The sequence below is a fragment of the Streptomyces sp. NPDC017676 genome (genome assembly GCF_044329325.1).
Lineage (GTDB): Bacteria > Actinomycetota > Actinomycetes > Streptomycetales > Streptomycetaceae > Streptomyces.
Genome location: NZ_JBIRJA010000005.1, coordinates 133,462 through 158,310, shown reverse-complemented (window position 1 = coordinate 158,310; position 24,849 = coordinate 133,462). Strand labels below are relative to the sequence as shown.

Sequence of the window (24,849 nt, the reverse complement as noted above, 5' to 3'; positions counted from 1 at the left end):
AGGAGAACTTCGTGAACTGGGACGACACGACCGACGGCGCCGCCGAGGAGCGGCTCGTCGGGCCCGCCGAGGAGCGGCTGGTGGGCTCTGTCGCCGACCGGGAGGACCAGGCCGTCGAGGCCGCCCTGCGCCCCAAGGACCTCGGCGAGTTCATCGGCCAGGAGAAGGTCCGCGAACAGCTCGACCTCGTCCTGCGCGCCGCCCGCGCGCGCGGCGCCACCGCCGACCACGTGCTGCTCTCCGGCGCACCGGGCCTCGGCAAGACGACCCTGTCGATGATCATCGCCGCGGAGATGGGCGCCCCGATCCGCATCACCTCCGGCCCCGCCATCCAGCACGCCGGCGACCTCGCCGCGATCCTGTCCTCCCTCCAGGAGGGCGAGGTCCTCTTCCTGGACGAGATCCACCGCATGTCCCGGCCCGCCGAGGAGATGCTGTACATGGCGATGGAGGACTTCCGCGTCGACGTCATCGTCGGCAAGGGCCCCGGCGCCACCGCGATCCCGCTGGAGCTGCCGCCGTTCACCCTGGTCGGCGCCACCACGCGCGCGGGCCTGCTGCCGCCGCCGCTGCGCGACCGCTTCGGCTTCACCGCGCACATGGAGTTCTACGAACCGCACGAGCTGGAGCGCGTCGTCCACCGCTCGGCGCACCTGCTGGACGTCGAGATCGAGCCGGACGGCGCCGCCGAGATCGCCGGCCGCTCCCGGGGCACGCCCCGCATCGCCAACCGCCTGCTGCGCCGGGTCCGCGACTACGCGCAGGTCAAGGCCGACGGAGTGATCACCCGCGACATCGCGGCCGCCGCCCTCGCCGTGTACGAGGTCGACGCCCGTGGCCTCGACCGGCTCGACCGCGCGGTGCTGGAGGCCCTGCTGAAGCTGTTCGGCGGCGGACCGGTCGGCCTGTCGACCCTCGCCGTCGCGGTGGGGGAGGAGCGGGAGACCGTCGAGGAGGTCGCCGAACCCTTCCTGGTCCGCGAGGGTCTGCTCGCCCGCACCCCGCGCGGGCGGGTCGCCACGCCCGCGGCGTGGTTGCATCTCGGCCTCACCCCACCGCGCCCGTCCGGCACGGGAAACGGACAACAGGACCTGTTCGGGGCGTGACGGCCACGGGATGGCCACAGCCCGGCGAGGGTGGTGGCCCGGGCAGGAACCCGAGTGCCATGCTGAGCGTTGTTCCATGAGAGCGGACTCGCTTAGACTCCGCCGATGCCGCCCTTGCGGGTGGCGCCGACCACACCCCCATCAACAGGCCGCTCACCCGCGCGGTCGCGCGAAGGAAATTCCGTCCCGTGAATGCCTATACCCTTCTCCCGTTCATCGTGCTCATCGCGGCGATGTTCCTGATGACGCGTTCGGCCAAGAAGAAGCAGCAGCAGGCCGCCCAGATGCGGAACGAGATGCAGCCCGGCTCCGGTGTCCGCACGATCGGGGGTATGTACGCGACGGTCAAGGAGGTCAACGAGGACACCGTCCTCCTCGACGCCGGACCGGGCGTCGAGCTCCTCTTCGCCAAGAACGCCATCGGCGCCGTCCTCACCGACGACGAGTACAACCGCATCGTCCACGGCATCGAGCACGACCTGAAGTCCGACGCCGGCCTCGTCCCGGACGACGCCTCCTCCCTCACCGAGACCGACGAGACCGACGGGCCTGCCGCCGCTGCCGCCGCCTCCGACGACAAGATCGACCTCGGTAAGAAGGACGCCGCCGAGGACGCCGACGCGGCCGGTGCCGCCGACGCCAAGGCGGAGGACGAACCGAAGAAGACCGACGGCGACTCCGACGCGAAGTAGTCACGCCCCGGGAGGCGCGACGGCGGCACGATGACGCCCCGCGCGTCCCGGGCGCGTCTGTTTCCCGCACGGGAGCCCGACACCATGTCATGGCCGACCGCGCCGACGGGGCGCGGGGCGGCCCGAGAGGGAGTACGAGAAGGTGGCAGCACCTAAGAGGGGCCGAAGCGCGAGCGCCCAGAGCAAGCCAGGGCGCTCGCTGGCCCTCATCCTGATCGCCATCGTGGCGCTCACCGGAGGGATGTTCCTCTCCGGGCACACCACTCCGCGTCTCGGTATCGACCTCGCCGGTGGCACGAGCATCACGCTCAAGGCGAAGGCCGACCAGGGGTCCGCGATCAACAAGGCCAACATGGACACCGCGGTCGACATCATGAACCGCCGTGTCAACGGCCTCGGCGTCTCCGAGGCGGAGGTGCAGACCCAGGGGAACGACAACATCATCGTCAACATCCCCAAGGGCACCAACTCCAAGGAGGCCCAGGAGCAGGTCGGCACCACCGCCAAGCTGTACTTCCGGCCGGTCCTGGCCAGCGAGCCCAGCGGCGCCGCCGCGCAGAGCCCCTCGCCGAGCGCGTCCCCCAGCGGCGGCTCCTCGTCGAAGCCGACCACGAGCCCGTCGTCCAGCGCCTCCTCGTCGCAGAAGGCCTCCTCGTCCGGCTCCGAGTCCCCCTCGGCCACGGCGACCTCCCAGGGCCGCGCCGTCACCGACGCGCTGAAGGCCGACTCCACCCCCTCGCCGAGCGCTTCCGCCTCCGGCAGCGGCAAGCCGTCGGCCACCCCCTCGGCCACCCCCGGCGGCGGCACGGACTCCAAGCTCCAGGCGCAGTACGCGGCCCTGGACTGCAGCAAGGCCACCGACCGCGCCAACGCCGGCAAGAACGCCAAGCCCGGCGAGCCCACCGTGGCCTGCGGCGAGATCGACAAGGCCTGGTACAAGTACCTGCTCGGCCCCGCCGCCGTGGACGGCACCGAGGTGAAGAAGGCCCAGGCGGTCTTCGACACCCAGGGCGCCGCCGGCTGGCAGGTCCAGATGACCTTCACGGGCAGCGGTGCCAAGAAGTTCTCCGACATCACCGGCGAGCTGGCCAAGAACCAGCCCCCGCAGAACGAGTTCGGCATCGTCCTCGACGGCGAGGTCGTCTCCAGCCCCTACGTCAGCTCGGCCATCACCGGCGGCCAGGCGGAGATCTCCGGCAGCTTCAAGCAGGAGGAGGCGCAGAGCCTCGCCAACATGCTGTCGTACGGCGCCCTGCCGCTGTCCTTCCAGGAGCAGTCCGTCACGACCGTCACCGCCGCGCTCGGCGGTGAGCAGCTGCACGCCGGTCTGCTCGCCGGCGCGATCGGTCTCGCGCTGGTCGTGATCTACCTGGTGGTCTACTACCGCGGCCTGTCCGTCGTGGCCATGGCGTCCCTGGTGGTCTCCGCGATCCTCACCTACGTGATCATGTCGCTGCTCGGCCCGGCCATCGGCTTCGCGCTGAACCTGCCCGCCGTCTGCGGCGCCATCGTGGCCATCGGTATCACCGCGGACTCGTTCATCGTGTACTTCGAACGCATCCGGGACGAGATCCGCGAGGGCCGCACGCTGCGTCCCGCCGTCGAGCGGGCCTGGCCGCGCGCCCGGCGCACCATCCTGGTCTCCGACTTCGTGTCGTTCCTCGCCGCCGCTGTGCTGTTCATCGTCACGGTCGGCAAGGTGCAGGGCTTCGCCTTCACCCTGGGCCTCACCACGCTGCTCGACGTGGTCGTCGTCTTCCTCTTCACCAAGCCGCTGATGACGCTGCTGGCCCGCCGCCAGTTCTTCGCGGGCGGCCACAAGTGGTCCGGACTCGACCCCAAGAGCCTGGGTGCCAAGCCTCCGCTGCGCCGCACCCGCCGTCCCGCCGGTCCCGTCGCCGGCCCTGTCGACCCGAAGGAGGCGTGAGCGATGTCGAAACTCGGCAACCTCGGCGCTCGACTGCACCGCGGCGAGATCTCCTACGACTTCGTCGGCAAGCGCAAGATCTGGTACGGCGTCTCGATCCTGATCACCATCACGGCCATCGTCGGCCTGGCGGTGCGCGGCCTGAACATGGGCATCGAGTTCCAGGGCGGCGCGGTCTTCACCACGCCGACCAAGATGAGCACCTCGGTGGCCAAGGCCGAGGAGTACGCCAACGAGGCCTCGGGCCACCAGGCGGTCGTGCAGAAGCTGGGCAACGGCAGCCTGCGCATCCAGATCGCCGGCATCGACACCGACCAGTCCGACAGGATCAAGCAGGAGCTGGCCAAGGACCTCAACCTCGACCCCGAGAAGCTCGCCGCCGACCTGGTCGGCCCGAGCTGGGGCGAGCAGATCGCCAACAAGGCCTGGGAGGGCCTGGCGATCTTCATGGTCCTCGTCGTGATCTACCTGGCGATCGCCTTCGAGTGGCGCATGGCCATCGCGGCGCTCGTCGCCCTGATCCACGACATCACCATCACGACCGGTATCTACGCCCTGGTCGGCTTCGAGGTCACGCCCGGTACGGTCATCGGTCTGCTGACCATCCTCGGTTACTCGCTCTACGACACGGTCGTCGTCTTCGACAGCCTCAAGGAGCAGACGAAGGACATCACCAAGCAGACCCGGTTCACCTACAGCGAGATCGCCAACCGGTCGATCAACGGCACCCTGGTCCGCTCCATCAACACCACGGTCGTCGCGCTGCTGCCGGTCGCCGGTCTGCTCTTCATCGGCGGCGGCTTCCTCGGCGCGGGCACGCTCAACGACATCTCCCTGTCGCTGTTCGTCGGCCTCGCGGCCGGTGCCTACTCGTCGATCTTCATCGCCACGCCGCTCGTCGCCGACCTCAAGGAGCGCGAGCCCGCGATGAGGGCCCTCACCAAGCGGGTCCTGGCCAAGCGCGCCCAGGCCGGCACGGAGGGCGACCTGGCCGCGGACACCCGGACCGGCGCCGGTGACGACGCCGACGACGCCGCTCCCGCCGTGGTGGGCCCGCGCAACCAGCCCGCCCCCCGTGGCCGTGGCCGCGGCCGGACCTCGGGGAAGCGCCGATGACCGACATCCAGGAGCTGCTGCTCAGCCGCATCCGTGACGTCGCCGACTATCCGGAGCCCGGGGTGATGTTCAAGGACATCACCCCGCTCCTGGCCGACCCGGCGGCCTTCACCGCGCTCACCGACGAACTGGCCGAGATCGCCGCCAACACCGGCGCCACCAAGGTCGTCGGCCTGGAGGCCCGGGGCTTCATCCTCGGCGCCCCGGTCGCCGTCCGCGCCGGCCTCGGCTTCATCCCCGTCCGCAAGGCGGGCAAGCTGCCCGGGGCCACCCTGCGCCAGGCGTACGACCTGGAGTACGGCTCGGCGGAGATCGAGGTGCACGCGGAGGACCTGGTCACCGGCGACCGCGTCCTGATCGTGGACGACGTCCTGGCCACCGGCGGCACCGCCGAGGCCGCGATCCAGCTCATCCACCGCGCGGGCGCCGAGGTCTCCGGCCTCGCGGTCCTGATGGAGCTGGGCTTCCTGGACGGCCGCTCCCGCCTGGAACCGGCCCTCGGCACAGCCCCGCTGACGGCCCTCCTCCAGGTCTGACCGCTCAGGTCCGACCGATCCGCACAGCGCGACGGCCGCCCCGGAAACCACCGGGGCGGCCGTCGCCGTACGGACACGCGCCGCACACCCGAAGACCCCCCGAAGGACACCTCCCGGAATCCCCCGGTGGCCCCCCGCGTTGCACAGATACACGGTCCTCACATCCGCCTGCAGGCGATGACCGGGCGCCGGATCGCTACCATGGGGTTTCCGGAGCCTGACCGGGGGACCCGGATCGCGCACGAGGAGCCCTCTTGCCAGACGAGGCCCAGCCACTGACCGCCGCCAAGCCCGAGCCCGCCTCGGCCCCCGCGGCGAAGCCCGCGCCGAACGCTTCCCACGTGAAGAACGACACCCGCGGGACGGTCCAGCGCGCCCAGTCCGCGCCCGTCGAGAAGAGCGCCGAGTCCTCGCGCCCCAAGCCGGCCCCCCCGGAGCGCCCGACGCAGCCGCCCGTGGTCCGCCAGCCGGTCACGCCGCCCACCCGCACCGGCTCCTCCAACCGTGTCCGGGCCCGCCTCGCCCGCCTCGGCGTGCAGCGCGCGAACCCGTACAACCCGGTCCTGGAGCCGCTGCTGCGGATAGTGCGCAGCAACGACCCCAAGATCGAGAACTCCACGCTGCGCCAGATCGAGCGCGCCTACCAGGTCGCCGAGCGCTGGCACCGCGGCCAGAAGCGCAAGAGCGGCGACCCGTACATCACGCACCCGCTCGCCGTCACCACCATCCTCGCCGAGCTGGGCATGGACCCGGCGACCCTGATGGCGGGCCTGCTGCACGACACCGTCGAGGACACCGAGTACGGGCTGGAGGACCTGCGCCGCGACTTCGGCGACGTCGTGGCCCTGCTGGTCGACGGCGTCACCAAGCTGGACAAGGTCAAGTTCGGCGAGGCCGCGCAGGCCGAGACCGTGCGCAAGATGGTCGTCGCCATGGCCAAGGACCCGCGCGTCCTGGTCATCAAGCTCGCCGACCGCCTGCACAACATGCGCACCATGCGCTACCTCAAGCGCGAGAAGCAGGAGAAGAAGGCGCGCGAGACGCTGGAGATCTACGCGCCGCTCGCCCACCGCCTGGGCATGAACACCATCAAGTGGGAGCTGGAGGACCTCGCGTTCGCGATCCTCTACCCCAAGATGTACGACGAGATCGTACGGCTGGTGGCCGAGCGGGCACCGAAGCGTGACGAGTACCTGGCCATAGTGACCGACGAGGTCCAGGCCGACCTTCGCGCCGCCCGCATCAAGGCGACCGTCACCGGCCGCCCGAAGCACTACTACAGCGTCTACCAGAAGATGATCGTGCGGGGCCGTGACTTCGCCGAGATCTACGACCTGGTGGGCATCCGCGTCCTCGTCGACACGGTCCGCGACTGCTACGCCGCCCTCGGCACGGTGCACGCGCGATGGAACCCGGTCCCCGGCCGGTTCAAGGACTACATCGCGATGCCCAAGTTCAACATGTACCAGTCGCTGCACACGACGGTCATCGGCCCCAACGGCAAGCCGGTCGAACTGCAGATCCGCACCTTCGACATGCACCGCCGCGCCGAGTACGGCATCGCCGCGCACTGGAAGTACAAGCAGGAGGCCGTCGCCGGCGCCTCCAAGATCCGCACCGACGCGCCGAAGACGTCCGCCAAGGACAAGGACGCCATCAACGACATGGCGTGGCTGCGGCAGCTCCTGGACTGGCAGAAGGAGACCGAGGACCCCAGCGAGTTCCTGGAGTCCCTGCGCTTCGACCTGTCCCGCAACGAGGTCTTCGTCTTCACCCCCAAGGGCGACGTCATCGCGCTGCCGGCCGGTGCCACCCCGGTGGACTTCGCGTACGCCGTCCACACCGAGGTCGGCCACCGCACCATAGGGGCGCGGGTCAACGGCCGTCTCGTACCGCTCGAATCGACCCTGGACAACGGCGACCTGGTGGAGGTCTTCACCTCCAAGGCGGCCGGCGCCGGCCCGTCCCGGGACTGGCTCGGCTTCGTCAAGTCGCCCCGGGCCCGCAACAAGATCCGCGCCTGGTTCTCCAAGGAGCGCCGGGACGAGGCGATCGAGCAGGGCAAGGACGCCATCGTGCGGGCCATGCGCAAGCAGAACCTGCCGATCCAGCGGATCCTCACCGGCGACTCCCTGGTCACGCTGGCGCACGAGATGCGCTACTCGGACATCTCCGCGCTGTACGCGGCGATCGGCGAAGGCCATGTCTCCGCGCAGAACATCGTGCAGAAGCTCGTCCAGGCGCTCGGCGGCGAGGAGGCCGCCACCGAGGAGATCGACGAGACGGTCCCGCCGTCACGCACCCGGGGCCGCAAGCGCCGCTCCAGCGCCGACCCTGGGGTCGTCGTCAAGGGCGTCGAGGACGTGTGGGTCAAACTGGCCCGCTGCTGTACGCCCGTGCCCGGCGACCCGATCATCGGTTTCGTCACGCGCGGCAGCGGCGTATCGGTCCACCGCAGCGACTGCGTCAACGTGGATTCCCTGTCCCGTGAGCCCGAGCGCATCCTGGACGTCGAGTGGGCGCCCACCCAGTCCTCGGTCTTCCTGGTCGCCATCCAGGTCGAGGCGCTGGACCGCTCCCGGCTGCTCTCGGACGTCACCCGGGTCCTGTCCGACCAGCACGTCAACATCCTGTCGGCGGCCGTCCAGACCTCCCGCGACCGCGTGGCCACCTCGCGCTTCACCTTCGAGATGGGCGACCCGAAGCACCTCGGCCACGTCCTGAAGGCCGTCCGGGGCGTGGAGGGCGTGTACGACGTCTACCGCGTGACGTCGGGCCGCAGCCGCTCGTAGGGCGGCTCCGGCCCCGCGCCGGGCCCCAGAACACAGGGAGGGCCCCGTACGCCTCGTACGGGGCCCTCCGAGTGCCTAGCGGGGGGATTTCAGCCGCCGAACTCCTGCAGCCCCTTCAGGGCCTGGTCCAGGAGCGCCTGGCGGCCCTCCAGTTCCTTCTCCAGCTTGTCGGCCCTGGCGTTGTTGCCCTGGGCGCGCGCCTGCTCGATCTGCGCCCTGAGCTTGTCCACGGCGGCCTGGAGCTGACCGGTCAGACCCTCCGCACGCGCGCGTGCCTCCGGGTTCGTGCGGCGCCACTCGGCCTCCTCGGCCTCCTGGAGCGCCCGCTCGACGGTGTGCATCCGGCCCTCGACCTTCGGCCGGGCGTCCCGGGGGACGTGACCGATGGCCTCCCAGCGCTCGTTGATCGAGCGGAAGGCGGCCCGGGCGGCCTTCAGGTCGGTGATCGGCAGGAGCTTCTCGGCCTCCTCGGCCAGCTCCTCCTTCAGCTTCAGGTTCTCCGACTGCTCCGCGTCCCGCTCGGCGAAGACCGAGCTGCGGGCGGCGAAGAACACGTCCTGGGCGCCGCGGAAGCGGTTCCACAGGTCGTCCTCGTGCTCGCGCTGGGCGCGGCCCGCGGCCTTCCACTCCGCCATCAGCTCGCGGTACCGGGCGGCCGTGGGACCCCAGTCCGTCGAGTCCGACAGCGCCTCGGCCTCCGCGACCAGCCGCTCCTTGGTCCGGCGGGCCTCCTCGCGCTGCGCGTCGAGCTGCGCGAAGTGCGCCTTGCGGCGCTTGGAGAACGCGGACCGGGCGTGCGAGAAGCGGTGCCACAGCTCGTCGTCGGACTTGCGGTCGAGGCGCGGCAGCCCCTTCCACGTGTCCACCAGCGCCCGCAGCCGCTCCCCGGCGGCCCGCCACTGGTCGGACTGCGCCAGCTGCTCGGCCTCGGTGACCAGGTCCTCCTTGGCCTTGCGGGCCTCGTCGGACTGCCGGGCCCGCTGCTGCTTGCGCTCCTCGCGGCGCGCCTCGACGGTCTCGACCAGCTTGTCCAGCCGTCCCCGCAGCGCGTCCAGGTCGCCGACCGCGTGGTGCGCGTCCACCTGCTCGCGCAGGTGGTCGATGGCGGCCTGGGCGTCCTTCGCCGACAGGTCGGTGGTCCGCACTCGCTTTTCGAGGAGGCCGATCTCGACAACCAGGCCCTCGTACTTGCGCTCGAAGTAGGCCAGCGCCTCCTCGGGGGAGCCGGCCTGCCAGGAACCGACGACCTTCTCGCCGTCGGCCGTACGCACGTACACGGTCCCCGTCTCGTCGACGCGGCCCCACGGGTCGCTGCTCACAGCGCCTCCTCCACATGATGCCTGCGAGGGGCCTCAGCACCCCCGGGCATCGTCCACAGTTTCGTCACGGCCAACATAGGCGACCAGCGGGTTGCCTGTCCGCATCCAGCGCGACCGAAATTCGGCAGCCCGCCGTTCCCGGCCCCCGTTGACCTCAGGACTTGGTGACGGCCGGCCTCAGGACTTGCTGACGGTCGCCTTGTTGATCACGACCGTCGCGTTCGGCGCACCGTCACCGGCACCCGTGTTCTCGCCGGCCGCGGCGATCTTGTTCAGCACCTTCATGCCCGCCGCGTCGATCGTGCCGAACGGGGTGTAGCTGGGCGGCAGCGGGCTGTCCTTGTAGACGAGGAAGAACTGGCTGCCGCCGGTGTGCTTCTGGCCGGTGTTGGCCATCGCCACCGTGCCCGCCGGGTAGGTGTTGTTCTTCAGGCTCTTGTCCTTGAGGTTCTCGTCCGGGAGCGTGTAGCCCGGACCGCCCGTGCCGGTGCCCTGCGGGTCGCCGCACTGCAGGACGTAGATGCCCTGGGTGGTCAGGCGGTGGCACTTGGTGTGGTCGAAGTAGCCCTTGCCCGCGAGGAAGTCGAACGAGTTCACCGTGTGCGGGGCCGCCGACGTCTTCAGCGCGATGCCGATGTCACCGCACGTCGTCGCGAGCTTCAGCGTGTACTTCGCCGACGTGTCGATCGTCATCGTCGGCTCCTTCTTCCAGCTCAGCTTCTCCACCGAGCCGGCCGCCGGCTTCGCGCACGGGTCCGGGGCCTTGCCGGTCGGCGCGGAGCTCGGGCTGGCGCCCGGGGTGACCTCGGCGCTCGCGTTCTCCTTCTTGTCGCCGTCGTCCTTCAGCACCCCGGTCGTGTACAGGGCGACGCTGCCGATCACGACCACGCCCAGTACCGACGCGATCACGGAGTTGCGCAGGCGGGCCTTGCGCCGCGCCTCGGTGCGCCGCTGCTGCTGCCGCAAGAACTTCTCCCGGGCGAGCTGACGCCGCCGCTGCTCCTGGCTGACCACCGGGTTCTCTCCTCATGCGTGTCATGTGTCGGGCGGTACGCGTGCGTCCTCGTGATCCGACCGCTGCGTGTAGCCCCGTACCGTATATGGGTTGGCTGAGGAAACGGCAGCGCCGGTAGGCTCTGACTGCAGCGGAAGCCGCCCGTAATCGACACAACGAAGGACGATCGTGCTCATTGCCGGGTTCCCCGCCGGGGCCTGGGGGACGAACTGTTATCTCGTCGCCCCCGCCGCCGGTGAGGAGTGCGTGATCATCGACCCCGGCCACCAGGCCGCCGAAGGCGTCGAGGAAGCGCTCAGGAAGCATCGGCTCAAGCCCGTCGCCGTCGTCCTCACCCACGGCCACATCGACCATGTCGCGTCGGTCGTCCCCGTCTGCGGGGCGCACGACGTCCCGGCCTGGATCCACCCCGAGGACCGGTACATGCTGAGCGACCCCGAGAAGGCGCTCGGCCGCTCCATCGGCATGCCGCTGATGGGCGAGCTGACCGTGGGGGAGCCGGACGACGTCAAGGAGCTGACGGACGGCGCCGGCCTCGAACTGGCGGGCCTGGAGTTCTCCGTCGCGCACGCGCCGGGGCATACCAGGGGGTCGGTGACCTTCCGGATGCCCGAGACCGCCGACGTGCCGTCGGTGTTCTTCTCCGGGGATCTGCTGTTCGCCGGCTCCATCGGACGCACCGACCTGCCGGGCGGATCCATGGACGACATGTTGCGGTCGCTGGCGCGTGTGTGCCTGCCCCTCGACGACTCCACCGTGGTCCTGTCCGGCCACGGCCCCCAGACGACCATCGGCCAGGAGCGCGCCACCAACCCCTACCTGCGGCAGGTGGCGGCCGGCCAGGGAGCCGCCGAGGCTCCCCGACGAGGAATGTGACGAGAGACCTTCCGTGAGCGCCTTCCAGGCCCCCAAGGGCACCTACGACCTGATCCCGCCGGACTCGGCGAAGTATCTGGCGGTCCGCGAGGCGATCGCCGCGCCGCTGCGCGACTCCGGCTACGGCTACATCGAGACCCCCGGCTTCGAGAACGTCGAACTCTTCGCGCGCGGTGTCGGCGAGTCCACCGACATCGTGACCAAGGAGATGTACGCCTTCGAGACCAAGGGCGGCGACAGGCTCGCCCTGCGCCCCGAGGGCACGGCGTCCGTGCTGCGCGCGGCCCTGGAGGCCAACCTGCACAAGTCGGGCAACCTCCCGGTCAAGCTCTGGTACTCCGGCTCCTACTACCGCTACGAGCGCCCGCAGAAGGGCCGTTACCGGCACTTCTCCCAGGTCGGCGCGGAGGCGATCGGCGCCGAGGACCCGGCGCTGGACGCCGAGCTGATCATCCTGGCCGACCAGGCGTACCGCTCGCTGGGCCTCAGGAACTTCCGCATCCTGCTGAACAGCCTCGGCGACAGGGAGTGCCGCCCGGTGTACCGGACGGCGCTGCAGGAGTTCCTGCGCGGCCTGGACCTGGACGAGGACACGCGCCGCCGCGTCGACATCAACCCGCTCCGGGTCCTCGACGACAAGCGCGAGTCGGTCCAGAAGCAGCTCACCGGCGCGCCGCTGCTGCGCGACTACCTGTGCGACGCGTGCAAGGCGTACCACGAGGAGGTCCGAGAGCTGATCACGGCCGCGGGCGTCTCGTTCGAGGACGACCCGAAGCTGGTGCGCGGCTTGGACTACTACACCCGCACCACCTTCGAGTTCGTGCACGACGGCCTCGGCTCGCAGTCCGCGGTGGGCGGCGGCGGGCGGTACGACGGCCTGTCCGAGATGATCGGCGGCCCCGCGCTGCCCTCCGTCGGCTGGGCCCTGGGCGTCGACCGCACGGTCCTCGCGCTGGAGGCCGAGGGCGTCGAACTGGACATCCCGGCCTCGACCAGCGTCTACGCCGTCCCGCTCGGCGAGGAGGCCCGCCGGGTGCTGTTCGCCAAGGTCACCGAGTTGCGCAAGGTGGGCATCGCGGCGGACTTCGCGTACGGCGGCAAGGGCCTGAAGGGCGCCATGAAGAACGCCAACCGCTCGGGCGCCCGCTACGCCCTCGTCGCCGGTGAGCGCGACCTCGCCGAGGGCGTCGTCCAGCTCAAGGACATGGAGTCCGGCGAGCAGGCGGCGATCGGCGTGAACGAGATCGTGGCGGAGCTGGAATCGCGGCTCGGCTGACGGCACACGCGCGCGTGGGCGCCGGACGCTCTCCCGAGGGGACGTCCGGCGCCTTCGTCGTACGTACCGCGCGAGGCGGCCGGCGCTGTCCGGAACCGAACAGGCGGTACCCGTCGTACGTACATCCTTATGCGGAGCGAACGGTGCGCACACACGCGTGTGCGGCACAATGACCCGTGCCCGAAGATGGTCCAGTCTCAAGTGACGGAATCGGCGTGATGAGCAAGACGACAGTCAAAGACGTCTCCGCGGAGCCCGGCCCGGAGCGCGCCGCCGACGCCCCGCGCGCGGTCGGCGGCAGCCGCGCCTTCGCCATCCTGCTGGTGATCACCGGCGCGGCCGGACTGCTGGCCGCCTGGGTCATCACGATCGACAAGTTCAAGCTGCTGGAAGCCAAGGTCGCCGGCAAGACGTTCACCCCCGGGTGCAGCCTCAACCCGGTCGTCTCCTGCGGCAGCGTCATGGAGAGCAAGCAGGCCGCCGCCTTCGGCTTCCCCAACCCGATGCTCGGCCTGGTCGCCTACGGCATCGTCGTCTGCGTCGGCATGAGCCTGCTGGCCCGCGCCCGGTTCCCGCGCTGGTACTGGCTGACCTTCAACTTCGGCACGCTCTTCGGCGTGGCCTTCTGCACCTGGCTGCAGTTCCAGTCCCTGTACCGGATCAACGCGCTGTGCCTGTGGTGCTCGCTGGCCTGGGTCGCCACGATCACCATGTTCTGGTACGTCACCTCGTTCAACATCCGCAACGACTTCCTGCCGTCCCCGCGCTGGCTGAAGTCCTTCTTCGGCGAGTTCACCTGGGTGCTGCCGGTCGTGCACGTCGGCATCATCGGCATGCTGGTCCTCACCCGCTGGTGGGACTTCTGGACCAGCTGACGGTCCCGGCCGGATTGTCAGTGCGGTGTTCTAGGGTTTCAGCGTGGAACCCGACCTCTTCACCGCAGCAGCAGAAGAACGCCAGGAGAAGGATCCGGCAGCCAGCCCCCTGGCGGTACGCATGCGCCCGCGCACCCTCGACGAGGTCGTGGGCCAGCAGCATCTGCTCGGGCCGGGATCCCCGCTGCGCCGGCTGGTCGGCGAGGGCAACGGCGGCCCGGCCGGCCCGTCCTCGGTGATCCTGTGGGGCCCGCCCGGCACCGGCAAGACCACCCTGGCCTACGTCGTCTCGAAGGCGACGAACAAGCGGTTCGTGGAGCTGTCCGCGATCACCGCGGGCGTCAAGGAGGTCCGCGCGGTCATCGACGGCGCCCGCCGCGCCACCGGCGCCTTCGGCAAGGAGACCGTCCTCTTCCTGGACGAGATCCACCGCTTCAGCAAGGCCCAGCAGGACTCCCTGCTCCCGGCCGTGGAGAACCGCTGGGTGACCCTGATCGCGGCCACCACCGAGAACCCGTACTTCTCGGTGATCTCCCCGCTGCTCTCCCGCTCCCTCCTGCTCACCCTCGAACCGCTCACCGACGACGACATCCGCGCACTGCTCCGCCGAGCGCTGAGCGACGAACGCGGCCTCAAGGAGGCCGTCGCCCTCCCCGAGGACACCGAGGAGCACCTGCTCCGCATCGCCGGCGGCGACGCCCGCCGCGCCCTGACCGCCCTGGAGGCCGCTGCCGGGGCCGCCCTGGACCAGGGCGAGAGCGAGATCGGCCTGCGGACCCTGGAGCAGACGGTCGACCGGGCCGCGGTGAAGTACGACCGCGACGGCGACCAGCACTACGACGTCGCCAGCGCCCTCATCAAGTCCATCCGCGGCTCCGACGTCGACGCGGCCCTGCACTACCTGGCCCGCATGATCGAGGCCGGCGAGGACCCCCGGTTCATCGCCCGCCGCCTGATGATCTCCGCCAGTGAGGACATCGGCCTGGCCGACCCGAACGCGCTGCCCATCGCCGTGGCCGCCGCCCAGGCCGTCGCCATGATCGGCTTCCCGGAGGCCGCGCTCACCCTCAGCCACGCCACGATCGCCCTGGCCCTCGCCCCCAAGTCCAACGCCGCGACCACCGCGATCGGCGCCGCCCTGGAGGACGTACGCAAGGGACTGGCCGGACCGGTGCCGCCGCACCTGCGCGACGGGCACTACAAGGGCGCGGCCAAGCTCGGCCACGCCCAGGGGTACGTGTACCCGCACGACCTGCCCGAGGGCATCGCCGAGCAGCAGTACGCCCCGGACGCCCTGAAGGACCGCGAGTACTACACCCCGAGCCGGCACGGCGCCGAGGCCAGATACGCGGACGCCGTGGAGTGGACCCGCAAGCGCCTCGGTCGCAAGCGGTCCTGAGCACCCTGTAGACTGCTCCGAAGTGCTGAGTCCCGTGCTGTCAGAGCGGGACAACCAGCCGGAGAACCGGTCCCGCGCGGACCGGCTCCAGGAGCGTCGCGCACCGTCGAACGGTGTCGCGGGCAGCCCACCACCCCCCGGAGTTCCGGGGACGGTCGGTGGGCCACTCGCGTGCTGCACGTATGTGCCCAGACCAGGGAAGCGGCTGCCCGGCAGGTCCCCTGCGGACCCGGCGGGTTTTCCCGGCTGCGGATGCGACCTCCCTCAACACTGACGAGCCGAACACTACGAAAGAGACGAAAGACAGTGGCGAACCAGTCCCGCCCCAAGGTCAAGAAGTCGCGTGCCCTCGGCATCGCGCTGACCCCGAAGGCCGTCAAGTACTTCGAGGCCCGCCCCTACCCGCCGGGTGAGCACGGCCGCGGCCGCAAGCAGAACTCGGACTACAAGGTCCGTCTGCTGGAGAAGCAGCGCCTGCGCGCTCAGTACGACATCTCCGAGCGCCAGCTGGTCCGCGCCTACGAGCGCGCGTCCAAGGTCCAGGGCAAGACCGGCGAGGCCCTGATCGTGGAGCTGGAGCGCCGCCTCGACGCGCTGGTCCTGCGTTCGGGCATCGCCCGCACGATCTACCAGGCCCGCCAGATGGTCGTGCACGGCCACATCCAGGTCAACGGCCAGAAGGTCGACAAGCCGTCCTTCCGCGTCCGCCCGGACGACGTCGTGCAGGTCCGCGACCGCTCCAAGGACAAGACGCTCTTCCAGATCGCCCGTGAGGGTGGCTTCGCCCCCGACGGCGAGACCCCGCGCTACCTCCAGGTGAACCTCAAGGCCCTGGCGTTCCGCCTGGACCGCGAGCCGAACCGCAAGGAAGTTCCGGTCATCTGCGACGAGCAGCTCGTCGTCGAGTACTACGCCCGCTGACCCCCGTCACGGCGTAGGTCCTCAGCCCGCCGTCTCCCCGCCCTTCCGGGTGGGCGAGGCGGCGGGTTCGCGCTGTCCGGGGCGGGTGCGCGGGACCGGTCCCCGGGGTGCGGGCAGCGCCGGCAGCGGCCGTCCGTCCTTCCGCAGCGCGCGGGCCACGGCGGTCTCCCGGTCCAGCCGCGCCCCCCGGCGCACCCATTCCTCGTAGTGCTCGTCGCCCAGCGCCTCCCGGGCCATGGCCTCGCACTGCTCGTGCGGGGCGTTGTAGTAGGCCGAGCCGAACAGCCGCAGCCCGACCGAGGGCCACATCCGCCCGGCGGCGCCCTGGAGCACCGCGGCCTCCACCGGATCGCCCTGCGTCACCGTCACCAGGGCCAGCAGCTCGACCGACAGCACCGTGCCCAGCAGGTCGTGGAAGCCGTGCGCGTTGTCCAGGCAGTCCGCCAGCAGCTCCCGCGCACGGGCCGCGTCACCGCCCTGCCAGGCCGCGTACGCCAGCACGTACAGGGCGTACGACCGCGCCCACCGCTCCCCGTGGTCCTCGCAGACCCGGCGCACGTCCTCGCACAGCCGCACCGCGTCCGGCAGATCCCCCTGGAACGCCCGTGTCATCGCCAGTTCCACCTGGCCCATCAGGACGTTGCTGTTCAGCTCGCCGATCTCCTGGTAGCGGTCCAGCGCCGACCGCAGCAGCGTTTCCGCGCGGGCCATGTCGTCCGTGACCAGGGCGAGACAGCCGGTGCGGTGCTCGGCGTACGCCACCGCCGTCGGATCGGCCGACCGCTCCGCCTGCTCACGGCACATCCGCAGCGCCTGGAGCGCCGGTACGGTGTCGCCCTGAAGGATCGCCACATAGCCGAGCACCCACAGCGCCTTCAGCCGGGACCGCTCGTACTCCGAGTCCAGCTCCAGGCCGCGCTCCAGCCACCGCCGCCCCTCCGCGAGCCGGCCGCACCCCACCCAGCAGAACCACAGCGAACCCGCCAGATGCTGGCCGAGGTGCGCCTCCTCGGGCTCGGTCAGGCAGAACTCCAGCGCGGTCCGCAGATTCGGCAGCTCCGCCTCGACCCGCGCGGCCACCTCCCGCTGCCGGGGCGAGAACCAGTCCAGCTCGCACATGGTGGCGAGGCCCAGGTACCAGTCACGGTGCCGTCTGCGCAGCCGGCCCGCGTCCCCGGTCGCCTCCAGCCACTCGGCGCCGTAGGCCCGGACCGTGTCCAGCATCCGGTAGCGCGGGCCCGCCGGGGTCTCCTCGCGGGAGACGACCGACTGGACGAGCAGCTCCGACAGCACGTCCAGCACGTCCTCGGCGGCCAGCCCGTCACCGCTGCACACGTACTCGGCCGCCTCCAGGTCGAAGGAGTGCGCGAACACCGACAGCCGGGCCCACAGCAGCCGTTCGGCCGGCGAGCACAGCTCGTGGCTCCAGCCGATCGCCGTGCGCAGCGTCTGGTGCCGGGGGAGGACGTCCCGGCCGCCACCGGTCAGCAGCCGGAACCGGTCGTCCAGGCGCCGCAGCAACTGCGCCGGGGACAGCGCCCGCAGCCGCCCGGCCGCCAGCTCCAGCGCCAGCGGGATGCCCTCCAGCCGCCGGCACAGCTCCCGCACCACGGCGCCGTCGGCCACCGGCACGCCCTGCGCCCGGGCCCGGTCCGTGAACAGCTCCACCGCCTCGTCCTCGCCGAGCGGCGCCAGCGGGAACAGCCGCTCGCCCGCGAGGCCCAGCGGACGCCGGCCCACGGCCAGCACCCGCAGCTCCGGGAGCCTGCGCAGCAGCTCCGCCGTCAGATCGGCACAGGCGGCCACCAGGTGCTCGAACCCGTCCAGCACCAACAGCGCCCGCCGCGCGGCCAGATGCTCCAGCAGCGTGTCCCGGGGCAGGCGCGTGGTGTGGTCGGTCAGCCCCAGCGCCTCCACGACCGCGTACTCCACGAACTGCGGATCCCGCACCGCCGCCAGCTCCACCCGCCCCCGGCCCGGGGCGCCCGCCGCGCCGCCGGACGCCCAGCGCGCCGCCACCCGCGCGGCCAGCCGGGACTTGCCGACCCCGCCCACCCCCGTCACGGTCACCAGCCGCGCCTGACCGAGCGCCGTCGTCAGCTCGGCCACCTCCGCCGAGCGCCCGACGAAAGCGGTGAGTTCGAGGGGCGGATCGCCGTCCGCCCAGGAGCCGGGGCTGTGAGGACCTCGCATGGGACACGGAGCGTACTGAACCGTGTTCACCGCGTACAATCGCTTCCCGCAACTCCGCCCGCCCCACCCGGTAATCCGGTACGGAGCCTCCGCCCCGGCGCGATAGGCTCGGGACACTGCTTTTTCATGGTTCCGATGTTCAGAGCACGTTTCAGGGAGCGGGTGCGCACAGTGTCCGGTGGTGAGGTGGCCGGGATCCTGGTGGCCGTGTTCTGGGCGATCCTGGTCTCCTTCCTCGCGGTCGCGCTCGCGAGGCTGGCCCAGACGCTCAAGGCGACCACCAAGCTCGTGGCGGACGTGACCGACCAGGCGGTCCCGCTGCTCGCCGACGCCTCCCAGGCGGTGCGCTCCGCGCAGACGCAGATCGACCGGGTCGACGCGATCGCCTCCGACGTCCAGGAGGTGACGTCGAACGCCTCCGCGCTGTCCACCACCGTCGCCTCGACCTTCGGCGGCCCACTGGTGAAGGTCGCGGCCTTCGGCTACGGCGTCCGCCGGGCGCTCGGTGGCCGCAAGGAGGAGGACGTGCCCGGGAAGTCGCCCCGGCGTACGGTGATCGTGGGCCGGACGGTCCCTGCCGCACGACGCAAGCGGAAGTAAGGACTGAGACCGAGCGATGTTCCGCCGTACGTTCTGGTTCACCACGGGTGTCGCCGCCGGTGTGTGGGCCACCACCAAGGTCAACCGCAAGCTGAAGCAGCTGACCCCGGAGAGCCTGGCCGCCACCGCGGCGAACAAGGCCCTGGAGACCGGTCAGCGGCTGAAGGACCGCGCGGTCGGCTTCGCGCTCGACGTCCGCGACAACATGGCCCAGCGGGAGGCCGAGCTGGAGGAGGCGCTCGGCATCCAGGAGAGCCCCGGACTGACGGAGCCCCGGCGGTACGCCGCCATCGAGAACAACCGCAACAACCCGCAGTACATCGAGAACACGACGTACTCGTACAACCGGAATGAGGACCACTGATGGAGTCGGCCGAGATTCGCCGCCGCTGGCTGAGCTTCTTCGAGGAGCGCGGGCACACCGTCGTCCCTTCGGCGTCGCTCATCGCGGACGACCCGACTCTGCTCCTCGTCCCCGCCGGCATGGTGCCCTTCAAGCCCTACTTCCTGGGTGAGGTCAAGCCGCCCTTCCCGCGCGCCACCAGCGTGCAGAAGTGCGTGCGCACGCCCGACATCGAAGAGGTCGGCAAGACCACCCGCCACGGCACGTTCTTCCAGATGTGCGGCAACTTCTCCTTCGGCGACTACTTCAAGGAAGGCGCCATCAAGCTCGCCTGGGAGCTGCTCACCAGCCCCCAGGACAAGGGCGGTTACGGCCTCGACCCCGAGCGCCTGTGGATCACCGTCTACCAGGACGACGACGAGGCCGAGCAGATCTGGCACGAGGTCGTCGGCGTGCCCAAGGAGCGCATCCAGCGCCTGGGCATGAAGGACAACTTCTGGTCCATGGGCGTCCCCGGCCCCTGCGGCCCCTGCTCCGAGATCAACTACGACCGCGGCCCCGAGTTCGGCGTCGAGGGCGGCCCCGCCGTCAACGACGAGCGGTACGTGGAGATCTGGAACCTCGTCTTCATGCAGTACGAGCGCGGCGAGGGCACCGGCAAGGACAACTTCGAGATCCTCGGGGACCTGCCGAGCAAGAACATCGACACGGGCCTCGGCCTGGAGCGGCTCGCCATGATTCTGCAGGGCGTGCAGAACATGTACGAGATCGACACCTCCATGGCCGTCATCAAGCGCGCCACCGAGCTGACCGGCGTCCACTACGGTGACTCGCACGCCTCGGACGTCTCCCTCCGCGTGGTCACCGACCACATGCGCACCGCCACCATGCTCATCGGCGACGGCGTCACCCCGGGCAACGAGGGCCGTGGCTACGTGCTGCGCCGCATCATGCGCCGCGCCATCCGCAACATGCGCCTGCTGGGCGCCACCGGTCCGGTCGTCAAGGACCTGATCGACGTCGTGATCCGGATGATGGGCCAGCAGTACCCCGAGCTGGTCACCGACCGCGAGCGCATCGAGAAGGTCGCCGTCGCCGAGGAGAACGCCTTCCTCAAGACGCTGAAGGCCGGCACCAACATCCTCGACACCGCCGTCACCGAGACCAAGGCCTCCGGCTCCAGCGTCCTGCCGGGCGACAAGGCCTTCCTGCTCCACGACACCTGGGGCTTCCCGATCGACCTCACCCTGGAGATGGCCGCCGAACAGGGCCTCTCCGTGGACGAGGAGGGCTTCCGCCGCCTGATGAAGGAGCAGCGGGAGCGCGCCAAGGCCGACGCCCAGGCCAAGAAGACCGGCCACGCCGACCTCGGTGCCTACCGTGAGATCGCCGACGCCGCCGGTGAGACCGACTTCATCGGCTACACCGACACCGAGGGCGAGTCCACGATCGTCGGCATCCTGGTCAACGGTGTCTCCTCCCCGGCCGCCACCGAGGGCGACGAGGTCGAGGTCGTCCTGGACCGCACCCCGTTCTACGCCGAGGGCGGCGGCCAGATCGGCGACACCGGCCGGATCAAGGTCGACTCGGGTGCCGTGATCGAGGTCCGCGACTGCCAGAAGCCGGTCCCGGGCGTGTACGTCCACAAGGGCGTCGTCCAGGTCGGCGAGGTGACCGTCGGTGCCAAGGCCCACGCCGCCATCGACGCCCGCCGGCGTACGGCCATCGCCCGCGCCCACTCGGCCACCCACCTCACCCACCAGGCCCTGCGCGACGCCCTCGGCCCGACGGCCGCCCAGGCCGGTTCCGAGAACCAGCCCGGCCGCTTCCGCTTCGACTTCGGCTCCCCGTCCGCCGTGCCGACGGCCGTGATGACCGACGTCGAGCAGAAGATCAACGAGGTGCTCGCCCGCGACCTCGACGTGCGCGCCGACATCATGGGCATCGACGAGGCCAGGAAGCAGGGCGCCATCGCCGAGTTCGGCGAGAAGTACGGCGAGCGGGTCCGGGTCGTGACCATCGGCGACTTCTCCAAGGAGCTGTGCGGCGGCACGCACGTGCACAACACCGCCCAGCTGGGCCTGGTGAAGCTGCTCGGCGAGTCCTCCATCGGCTCCGGTGTGCGCCGTATCGAGGCCCTGGTCGGCGTCGACGCCTACAACTTCCTCGCCCGCGAGCACACGGTCGTCAACCAGCTGACCGAGCTGCTCAAGGGCCGCCCGGAGGAGCTGCCGGAGAAGGTCTCCGCCATGCTCGGCAAGCTGAAGGACGCCGAGAAGGAGATCGAGAAGTTCCGCGCCGAGAAGGTGCTCCAGGCCGCCGCCGGCCTCGCCGAGTCCGCCAAGGACGTGCGGGGCGTCGCCCTGGTCACCGGCCAGGTCCCGGACGGCACCACACCGGACGACCTGCGCAAGCTGGTGCTGGACGTGCGCGGCCGGATCCAGGGCGGACGGGCCGCCGTCGTGGCCCTGTTCACCGTCAACAACGGCAAGCCGCTCACGGTCATCGCCACCAACGAGGCCGCCCGTGAGCGCGGCCTCAAGGCCGGTGACCTGGTCCGTACGGCCGCCAAGACGCTCGGCGGCGGCGGTGGCGGCAAGCCGGACGTCGCCCAGGGCGGCGGCCAGAACCCGGCCGCCGTCGGTGAGGCCGTCGAGGCCGTCGAGCGCCTGGTCGCCGAGACCGCCAAGTAGGAGACGGTCGAGACATGCGCAGAGGACGTCGGCTCGCGATCGACGTCGGGGACGCCCGGATCGGGGTCGCCTCGTGCGACCCCGACGGCATCCTCGCCACACCGGTGGAGACCGTCCCGGGCCGGGACGTCCCCGCCGCCCACCGCCGGTTGCGTCAGCTGGTGGAGGAGTACGAACCGATCGAGGTCGTCGTCGGCCTGCCCCGCTCCCTCAAGGGGGGCGAGGGCCCGGCCGCGGTCAAGGTCCGCGCCTTCGCCCAGGAGCTGGCCAAGGGCATCAAGCCGGTGCCGGTGCGGCTGGTGGACGAGCGGATGACGACGGTGACGGCCAGTCAGGGACTGCGCGCCTCGGGCGTGAGGTCGAAGAAGGGCCGTGCGGTCATCGACCAGGCCGCCGCCGTCATCATTTTGCAGCAGGCCCTGGAATCCGAACGGGTGTCAGGAGAACCACCCGGCGAAGGCGTCGAAGTGGTCATCTGATCGCGATACGGTAACGTTCCGCGCGATGCGCCGGTGTTCGAACAGCCGGGGCACAGCAAGAGGCGGAGCGGAAGCCGGCCCCCGGCCGCGTGACCGCCGGCCTCGCGGCTCTAGGGGATCGATGACTGAGTATGGCCGGGGCCAAGGCTCCGAACCGTGGCATCCGGAGGACCCGTTGTACGGGGACGGCGGATGGGGACGGCAGGCCCAGGCGGGCCCGCAGTCTCCCTACGGCGGCCAGCCGCAGCACTATCCGCAGGCGCCGCAGCACGGCGACTGGAGCCAGGAACAGCAGCCCGGGTACGACGGGCAGCAGCACCAGTACCACGACGGAGCGGGCCGGCCCGAGTACGACCAGCGGTTCGCCCACCAGACCCAGCAGCAGTTCCACCAGGGCGGCTGGGACGCCACCGGCACCCACGGGCATGTGCCCTACGCCGCCGACCCCGGCGACCCGTACGGCCAGCAGCCCGTGGCCTACGGCGCGGAGCAGCCCGACTTCTATCCCACCGAGGACGCCTACCCGCCGCCGGAGCCGCCCGGCCGCCGGCAGCCCGAGCCGGAGCCCGAGCCGGAGGCGGCGGGCGAGGAGGAGCACGGCTTCTTCGCGGGAGGCGGCGGTGCGGACGACGAGGAGGAGCACGAGCTCCAGAGCCGGCGCGAGCGGCGCGGGAAGAAGCCCGTCAAGAGCAGGAAGCGGCGCACCGGCTGCGCCTGCATGGTGGTCGTCCTGGTGTTCGGCGGTGGCCTCGGCGGCGTCGGGTATTTCGGCTACAAGTTCTACCAAAATCGTTTCGGCACGGCTCCGGACTACGCGGGCGACGGCACCAGCGAGACGGTGACCGTCGAGATCCCGAAGGGAGCGGGCGGCTGGGAGATCGGCCGCCGCCTGAAAGAGGCCGGGGTCGTCAAGAGCGCCGAGGCGTTCGTCCACGCCCAGACCACGACACCGGGCAGCGACGGAATCCAGGCCGGCGCCTATCTCCTGAGGAAGGAGATGTCCGCCGCCAGCGCCGTCCGGCTGATGATGGACCCGCGCAGCCAGAACAATGTGATCGTCACCCCCGGCGAGCGCAATTCCGGTGTGTACGCGGCCATCGACAAGAAACTCGAACTGTCCGCGGGCACCACCAAGAAGGTCGCCGAGAAGAGTTACAAGAGCCTCGGCCTGCCGGCCTGGGCGCAGAACGACAGCGACCTCAAGGACCCGCTGGAGGGCTTCCTCTTCCCGGGCACCTATCCGGCCGCCAAGGGCATGAAGCCCGACGCCGTCCTGAAGCAGATGGTCACCCAGGCCAAGCTGAAGTACGCCGCCTACGGCCTGACCGGCAAGGCCAAGGCGCTCGGGCTGAAAAACGCCTTCGAACTCGTCACGGTCGCGAGCCTGGTGCAGGCCGAGGGCAAGACCCACGACGACTTCCGCAAGATGGCCGAGGTGGTCTACAACCGCCTCAAGCCCACCAACACCGAGACCAACCGGCTGTTGCAGTTCGACTCGACCTACAACTACCTCAAGGGCACGAGCAACATCCACATCTCCGAGAAGGAGATCAACAGCAACCCGAGCCCGTACAACACGTACCGCCACCCGGGACTTCCGCCCGGCCCGATCGGCAACCCCGGCGAGGACGCGCTGAAGGCGACGCTGAATCCGACGCACGACGGCTGGATCTACTTCGTGGCGACGGACGGAACGAACAACACCGAATTCGCCAAGACGTACTCGGAATTCCTAGAGCTCAAGGACAAGTTCAATGCCAACGCGGGCAACTGACGGCCGTCGTGCCGCCGTGCTCGGTTCGCCGATCGCCCACTCCCTCTCCCCGGTGCTGCACCGGGCCGCGTACGCCGCGGCCGGACTCACCGGCTGGTCGTACGACAGCTTCGACGTCGACGAGGCCGCCCTGCCCGGCTTCCTGGACAAGCTCGGGCCGGAGTGGGCGGGGCTGTCGCTGACCATGCCGCTGAAGCGGGCGGTCATCCCGCTGGTGGACGAGATCAGCGACACGGCCGCCTCGGTCGACGCGGTCAACACGCTCGTCTTCACCGACGACGGCCGCCGGCTCGGCGACAACACCGACATCCCGGGCATGGTGGCGGCCCTGCGCGAGCACGGCATCGAACAGGTCGACTCCGCCGCCGTCCTCGGCGCCGGCGCCACCGCCTCCTCCGCGCTCGCCGCGCTGGCCCGGATCTGCACCGGGGAGATCGTCGCCTACGTCCGCAGCGAGGCCCGCGCCGCCGAGATGCGGCAGTGGGGCGAGCGCCTCGACGTGGAGGTCCGCACGGCGGACTGGGCGGACGCGGCCGGGGCCCTGCGCGCCCCGCTGGTCGTCGCCACCACGCCCGCCGGTACCACCGACGCCCTCGCCGCCGCCGTACCCGAACGCCCCGCCACCCTCTTCGACGTGCTCTACGACCCCTGGCCCACCGAGCTCGCGGCCCGCTGGTCCATGTTCGGCGGTGCCGTGGTCAGCGGCCTCGACCTGCTGGTCCACCAGGCCGTGCTCCAGTTCGAGCAGATGACCGGGCACGCCCCGGGCCCCCTGGAGGCCATGCGGCACGCCGGCGAGCAGGCCCTCGCGGCCCGCTGACGCCCCGCACGCGTCCGTCTGCTGGACCGGCGGCCGGTCCGCGTCCTGGGACGTGGGAGGATCGGAGGTGGCGTACCGGGGTCGCGCACCCGGCAGC

At 70.8% G+C, this 24,849-nt stretch carries 20 protein-coding genes; 17 read left to right on the top strand and 3 right to left on the bottom strand.

Going from position 1 to position 24,849, the window contains the following annotated elements; all coding sequences use genetic code 11:
* Window positions 1–11 precede the first annotated feature (11 nt).
* The 6 genes from ruvB (at window position 12) to ACH4LD_RS12855 (ending at window position 8,169) form a co-directional block, all read left to right on the top strand.
* On the top strand, window positions 12–1,106 hold the full coding sequence (gene ruvB, locus ACH4LD_RS12880) for a Holliday junction branch migration DNA helicase RuvB (protein ID WP_398055868.1): 1,095 nt from the start codon (window positions 12–14) through the stop codon (window positions 1,104–1,106).
* A 188-nt stretch (window positions 1,107–1,294) separates the two neighbouring features.
* On the top strand, window positions 1,295–1,798 hold the full coding sequence (yajC, locus tag ACH4LD_RS12875) for a preprotein translocase subunit YajC (RefSeq protein WP_398055869.1): 504 nt from the start codon (window positions 1,295–1,297) through the stop codon (window positions 1,796–1,798).
* Window positions 1,799–1,940: 142 nt separating this feature from the next.
* Window positions 1,941–3,725, top strand: a complete 1,785-nt coding sequence (gene secD, locus ACH4LD_RS12870; RefSeq protein ID WP_398055870.1) for a protein translocase subunit SecD — start codon at window positions 1,941–1,943, stop codon at window positions 3,723–3,725.
* A gap of 3 nt (window positions 3,726–3,728) precedes the next feature.
* Entirely contained in the window at window positions 3,729–4,841 is a 1,113-nt protein-coding gene (secF, locus tag ACH4LD_RS12865) for a protein translocase subunit SecF (RefSeq protein WP_398055871.1), read from the top strand.
* Window positions 4,838–5,377 (top strand): adenine phosphoribosyltransferase, encoded by a 540-nt coding sequence (locus ACH4LD_RS12860; protein ID WP_132786563.1) that lies wholly within the window; start codon window positions 4,838–4,840, stop codon window positions 5,375–5,377. Before secF ends, ACH4LD_RS12860 begins: the two co-directional genes overlap by 4 nt.
* Before the next feature lie 254 nt (window positions 5,378–5,631).
* Entirely contained in the window at window positions 5,632–8,169 is a 2,538-nt protein-coding gene (locus tag ACH4LD_RS12855) for a RelA/SpoT family protein (protein WP_398055872.1), read from the top strand.
* An 89-nt stretch (window positions 8,170–8,258) separates the two neighbouring features.
* Here the strand turns inward: ACH4LD_RS12855 and ACH4LD_RS12850 are convergent, their stop codons facing one another.
* Entirely contained in the window at window positions 8,259–9,488 is a 1,230-nt protein-coding gene (locus ACH4LD_RS12850; RefSeq protein ID WP_398055873.1) for a DUF349 domain-containing protein, read from the bottom strand.
* A 177-nt stretch (window positions 9,489–9,665) separates the two neighbouring features.
* Window positions 9,666–10,502, bottom strand: coding sequence for a peptidylprolyl isomerase (locus ACH4LD_RS12845; RefSeq protein ID WP_398055874.1), 837 nt, complete (start codon window positions 10,500–10,502; stop codon window positions 9,666–9,668).
* 169 nt (window positions 10,503–10,671) lie between these two features.
* Between ACH4LD_RS12845 and ACH4LD_RS12840 the strand changes: the two genes are divergently transcribed.
* From ACH4LD_RS12840 to rpsD, 5 genes are all read left to right on the top strand, one after another.
* On the top strand, window positions 10,672–11,379 hold the full coding sequence (locus ACH4LD_RS12840) for an MBL fold metallo-hydrolase (protein WP_132786568.1): 708 nt from the start codon (window positions 10,672–10,674) through the stop codon (window positions 11,377–11,379).
* 13 nt (window positions 11,380–11,392) lie between these two features.
* Window positions 11,393–12,655 (top strand): histidine--tRNA ligase, encoded by a 1,263-nt coding sequence (gene hisS / locus ACH4LD_RS12835; RefSeq protein WP_398055875.1) that lies wholly within the window; start codon window positions 11,393–11,395, stop codon window positions 12,653–12,655.
* Between the two features lie 218 nt (window positions 12,656–12,873).
* Window positions 12,874–13,530, top strand: coding sequence for a vitamin K epoxide reductase family protein (locus ACH4LD_RS12830; protein ID WP_398055876.1), 657 nt, complete (start codon window positions 12,874–12,876; stop codon window positions 13,528–13,530).
* A 43-nt stretch (window positions 13,531–13,573) separates the two neighbouring features.
* The gene (locus tag ACH4LD_RS12825; protein WP_398055877.1) at window positions 13,574–14,929 is read left to right on the top strand and encodes a replication-associated recombination protein A; all 1,356 of its coding nucleotides are present in this window, start codon (window positions 13,574–13,576) and stop codon (window positions 14,927–14,929) included.
* Between the two features lie 306 nt (window positions 14,930–15,235).
* Window positions 15,236–15,850: a 30S ribosomal protein S4 gene (rpsD, locus tag ACH4LD_RS12820; RefSeq protein ID WP_014671539.1), complete on the top strand. Its 615-nt coding sequence runs from the start codon at window positions 15,236–15,238 to the stop codon at window positions 15,848–15,850.
* A 21-nt stretch (window positions 15,851–15,871) separates the two neighbouring features.
* Here rpsD and ACH4LD_RS12815 read toward each other — a convergent pair whose 3' ends face one another.
* The gene (locus ACH4LD_RS12815) at window positions 15,872–18,043 is read right to left on the bottom strand and encodes an ATP-binding protein (RefSeq protein WP_398055878.1); all 2,172 of its coding nucleotides are present in this window, start codon (window positions 18,041–18,043) and stop codon (window positions 15,872–15,874) included.
* Window positions 18,044–18,205: 162 nt separating this feature from the next.
* Between ACH4LD_RS12815 and ACH4LD_RS12810 the strand changes: the two genes are divergently transcribed.
* The 6 genes from ACH4LD_RS12810 to ACH4LD_RS12785 all read left to right on the top strand — a co-directional run bounded on the left by ACH4LD_RS12810 (window position 18,206) and on the right by ACH4LD_RS12785 (window position 24,752).
* On the top strand, window positions 18,206–18,643 hold the full coding sequence (locus ACH4LD_RS12810; RefSeq protein ID WP_086011507.1) for a DUF948 domain-containing protein: 438 nt from the start codon (window positions 18,206–18,208) through the stop codon (window positions 18,641–18,643).
* Between the two features lie 16 nt (window positions 18,644–18,659).
* Complete coding sequence (locus tag ACH4LD_RS12805) at window positions 18,660–19,007, top strand: hypothetical protein (RefSeq protein ID WP_398055879.1); 348 nt, start codon at window positions 18,660–18,662, stop codon at window positions 19,005–19,007.
* A complete protein-coding gene (alaS, locus tag ACH4LD_RS12800) occupies window positions 19,007–21,679 on the top strand; it encodes an alanine--tRNA ligase (protein WP_132786572.1) in 2,673 nt (890 codons plus the stop codon). Before ACH4LD_RS12805 ends, alaS begins: the two co-directional genes overlap by 1 nt.
* 14 nt (window positions 21,680–21,693) lie before the next feature.
* On the top strand, window positions 21,694–22,158 hold the full coding sequence (gene ruvX, locus ACH4LD_RS12795) for a Holliday junction resolvase RuvX (protein WP_132786573.1): 465 nt from the start codon (window positions 21,694–21,696) through the stop codon (window positions 22,156–22,158).
* A gap of 121 nt (window positions 22,159–22,279) precedes the next feature.
* On the top strand, window positions 22,280–23,932 hold the full coding sequence (gene mltG / locus ACH4LD_RS12790; protein ID WP_398055880.1) for an endolytic transglycosylase MltG: 1,653 nt from the start codon (window positions 22,280–22,282) through the stop codon (window positions 23,930–23,932).
* Window positions 23,913–24,752: a shikimate dehydrogenase gene (locus ACH4LD_RS12785; RefSeq protein ID WP_398055881.1), complete on the top strand. Its 840-nt coding sequence runs from the start codon at window positions 23,913–23,915 to the stop codon at window positions 24,750–24,752. Before mltG ends, ACH4LD_RS12785 begins: the two co-directional genes overlap by 20 nt.
* Window positions 24,753–24,849: the final 97 nt, after the last annotated feature.

Coding starts and splice junctions, on each gene's coding strand:
- secF (WP_398055871.1), top strand. CDS start 3,729: ATGTCGAAACTCGGCAACCTCGGCGCTCGACTGCACCGCGGCGAGATC.
- ACH4LD_RS12860 (WP_132786563.1), top strand. CDS start 4,838: ATGACCGACATCCAGGAGCTGCTGCTCAGCCGCATCCGTGACGTCGCC.
- ACH4LD_RS12830 (WP_398055876.1), top strand. CDS start 12,874: ATGAGCAAGACGACAGTCAAAGACGTCTCCGCGGAGCCCGGCCCGGAG.
- ACH4LD_RS12815 (WP_398055878.1), bottom strand. CDS start 18,043: ATGCGAGGTCCTCACAGCCCCGGCTCCTGGGCGGACGGCGATCCGCCC.
- ACH4LD_RS12805 (WP_398055879.1), top strand. CDS start 18,660: ATGTTCCGCCGTACGTTCTGGTTCACCACGGGTGTCGCCGCCGGTGTG.
- alaS (WP_132786572.1), top strand. CDS start 19,007: ATGGAGTCGGCCGAGATTCGCCGCCGCTGGCTGAGCTTCTTCGAGGAG.
- ruvX (WP_132786573.1), top strand. CDS start 21,694: ATGCGCAGAGGACGTCGGCTCGCGATCGACGTCGGGGACGCCCGGATC.
- mltG (WP_398055880.1), top strand. CDS start 22,280: ATGACTGAGTATGGCCGGGGCCAAGGCTCCGAACCGTGGCATCCGGAG.
- ACH4LD_RS12785 (WP_398055881.1), top strand. CDS start 23,913: ATGCCAACGCGGGCAACTGACGGCCGTCGTGCCGCCGTGCTCGGTTCG.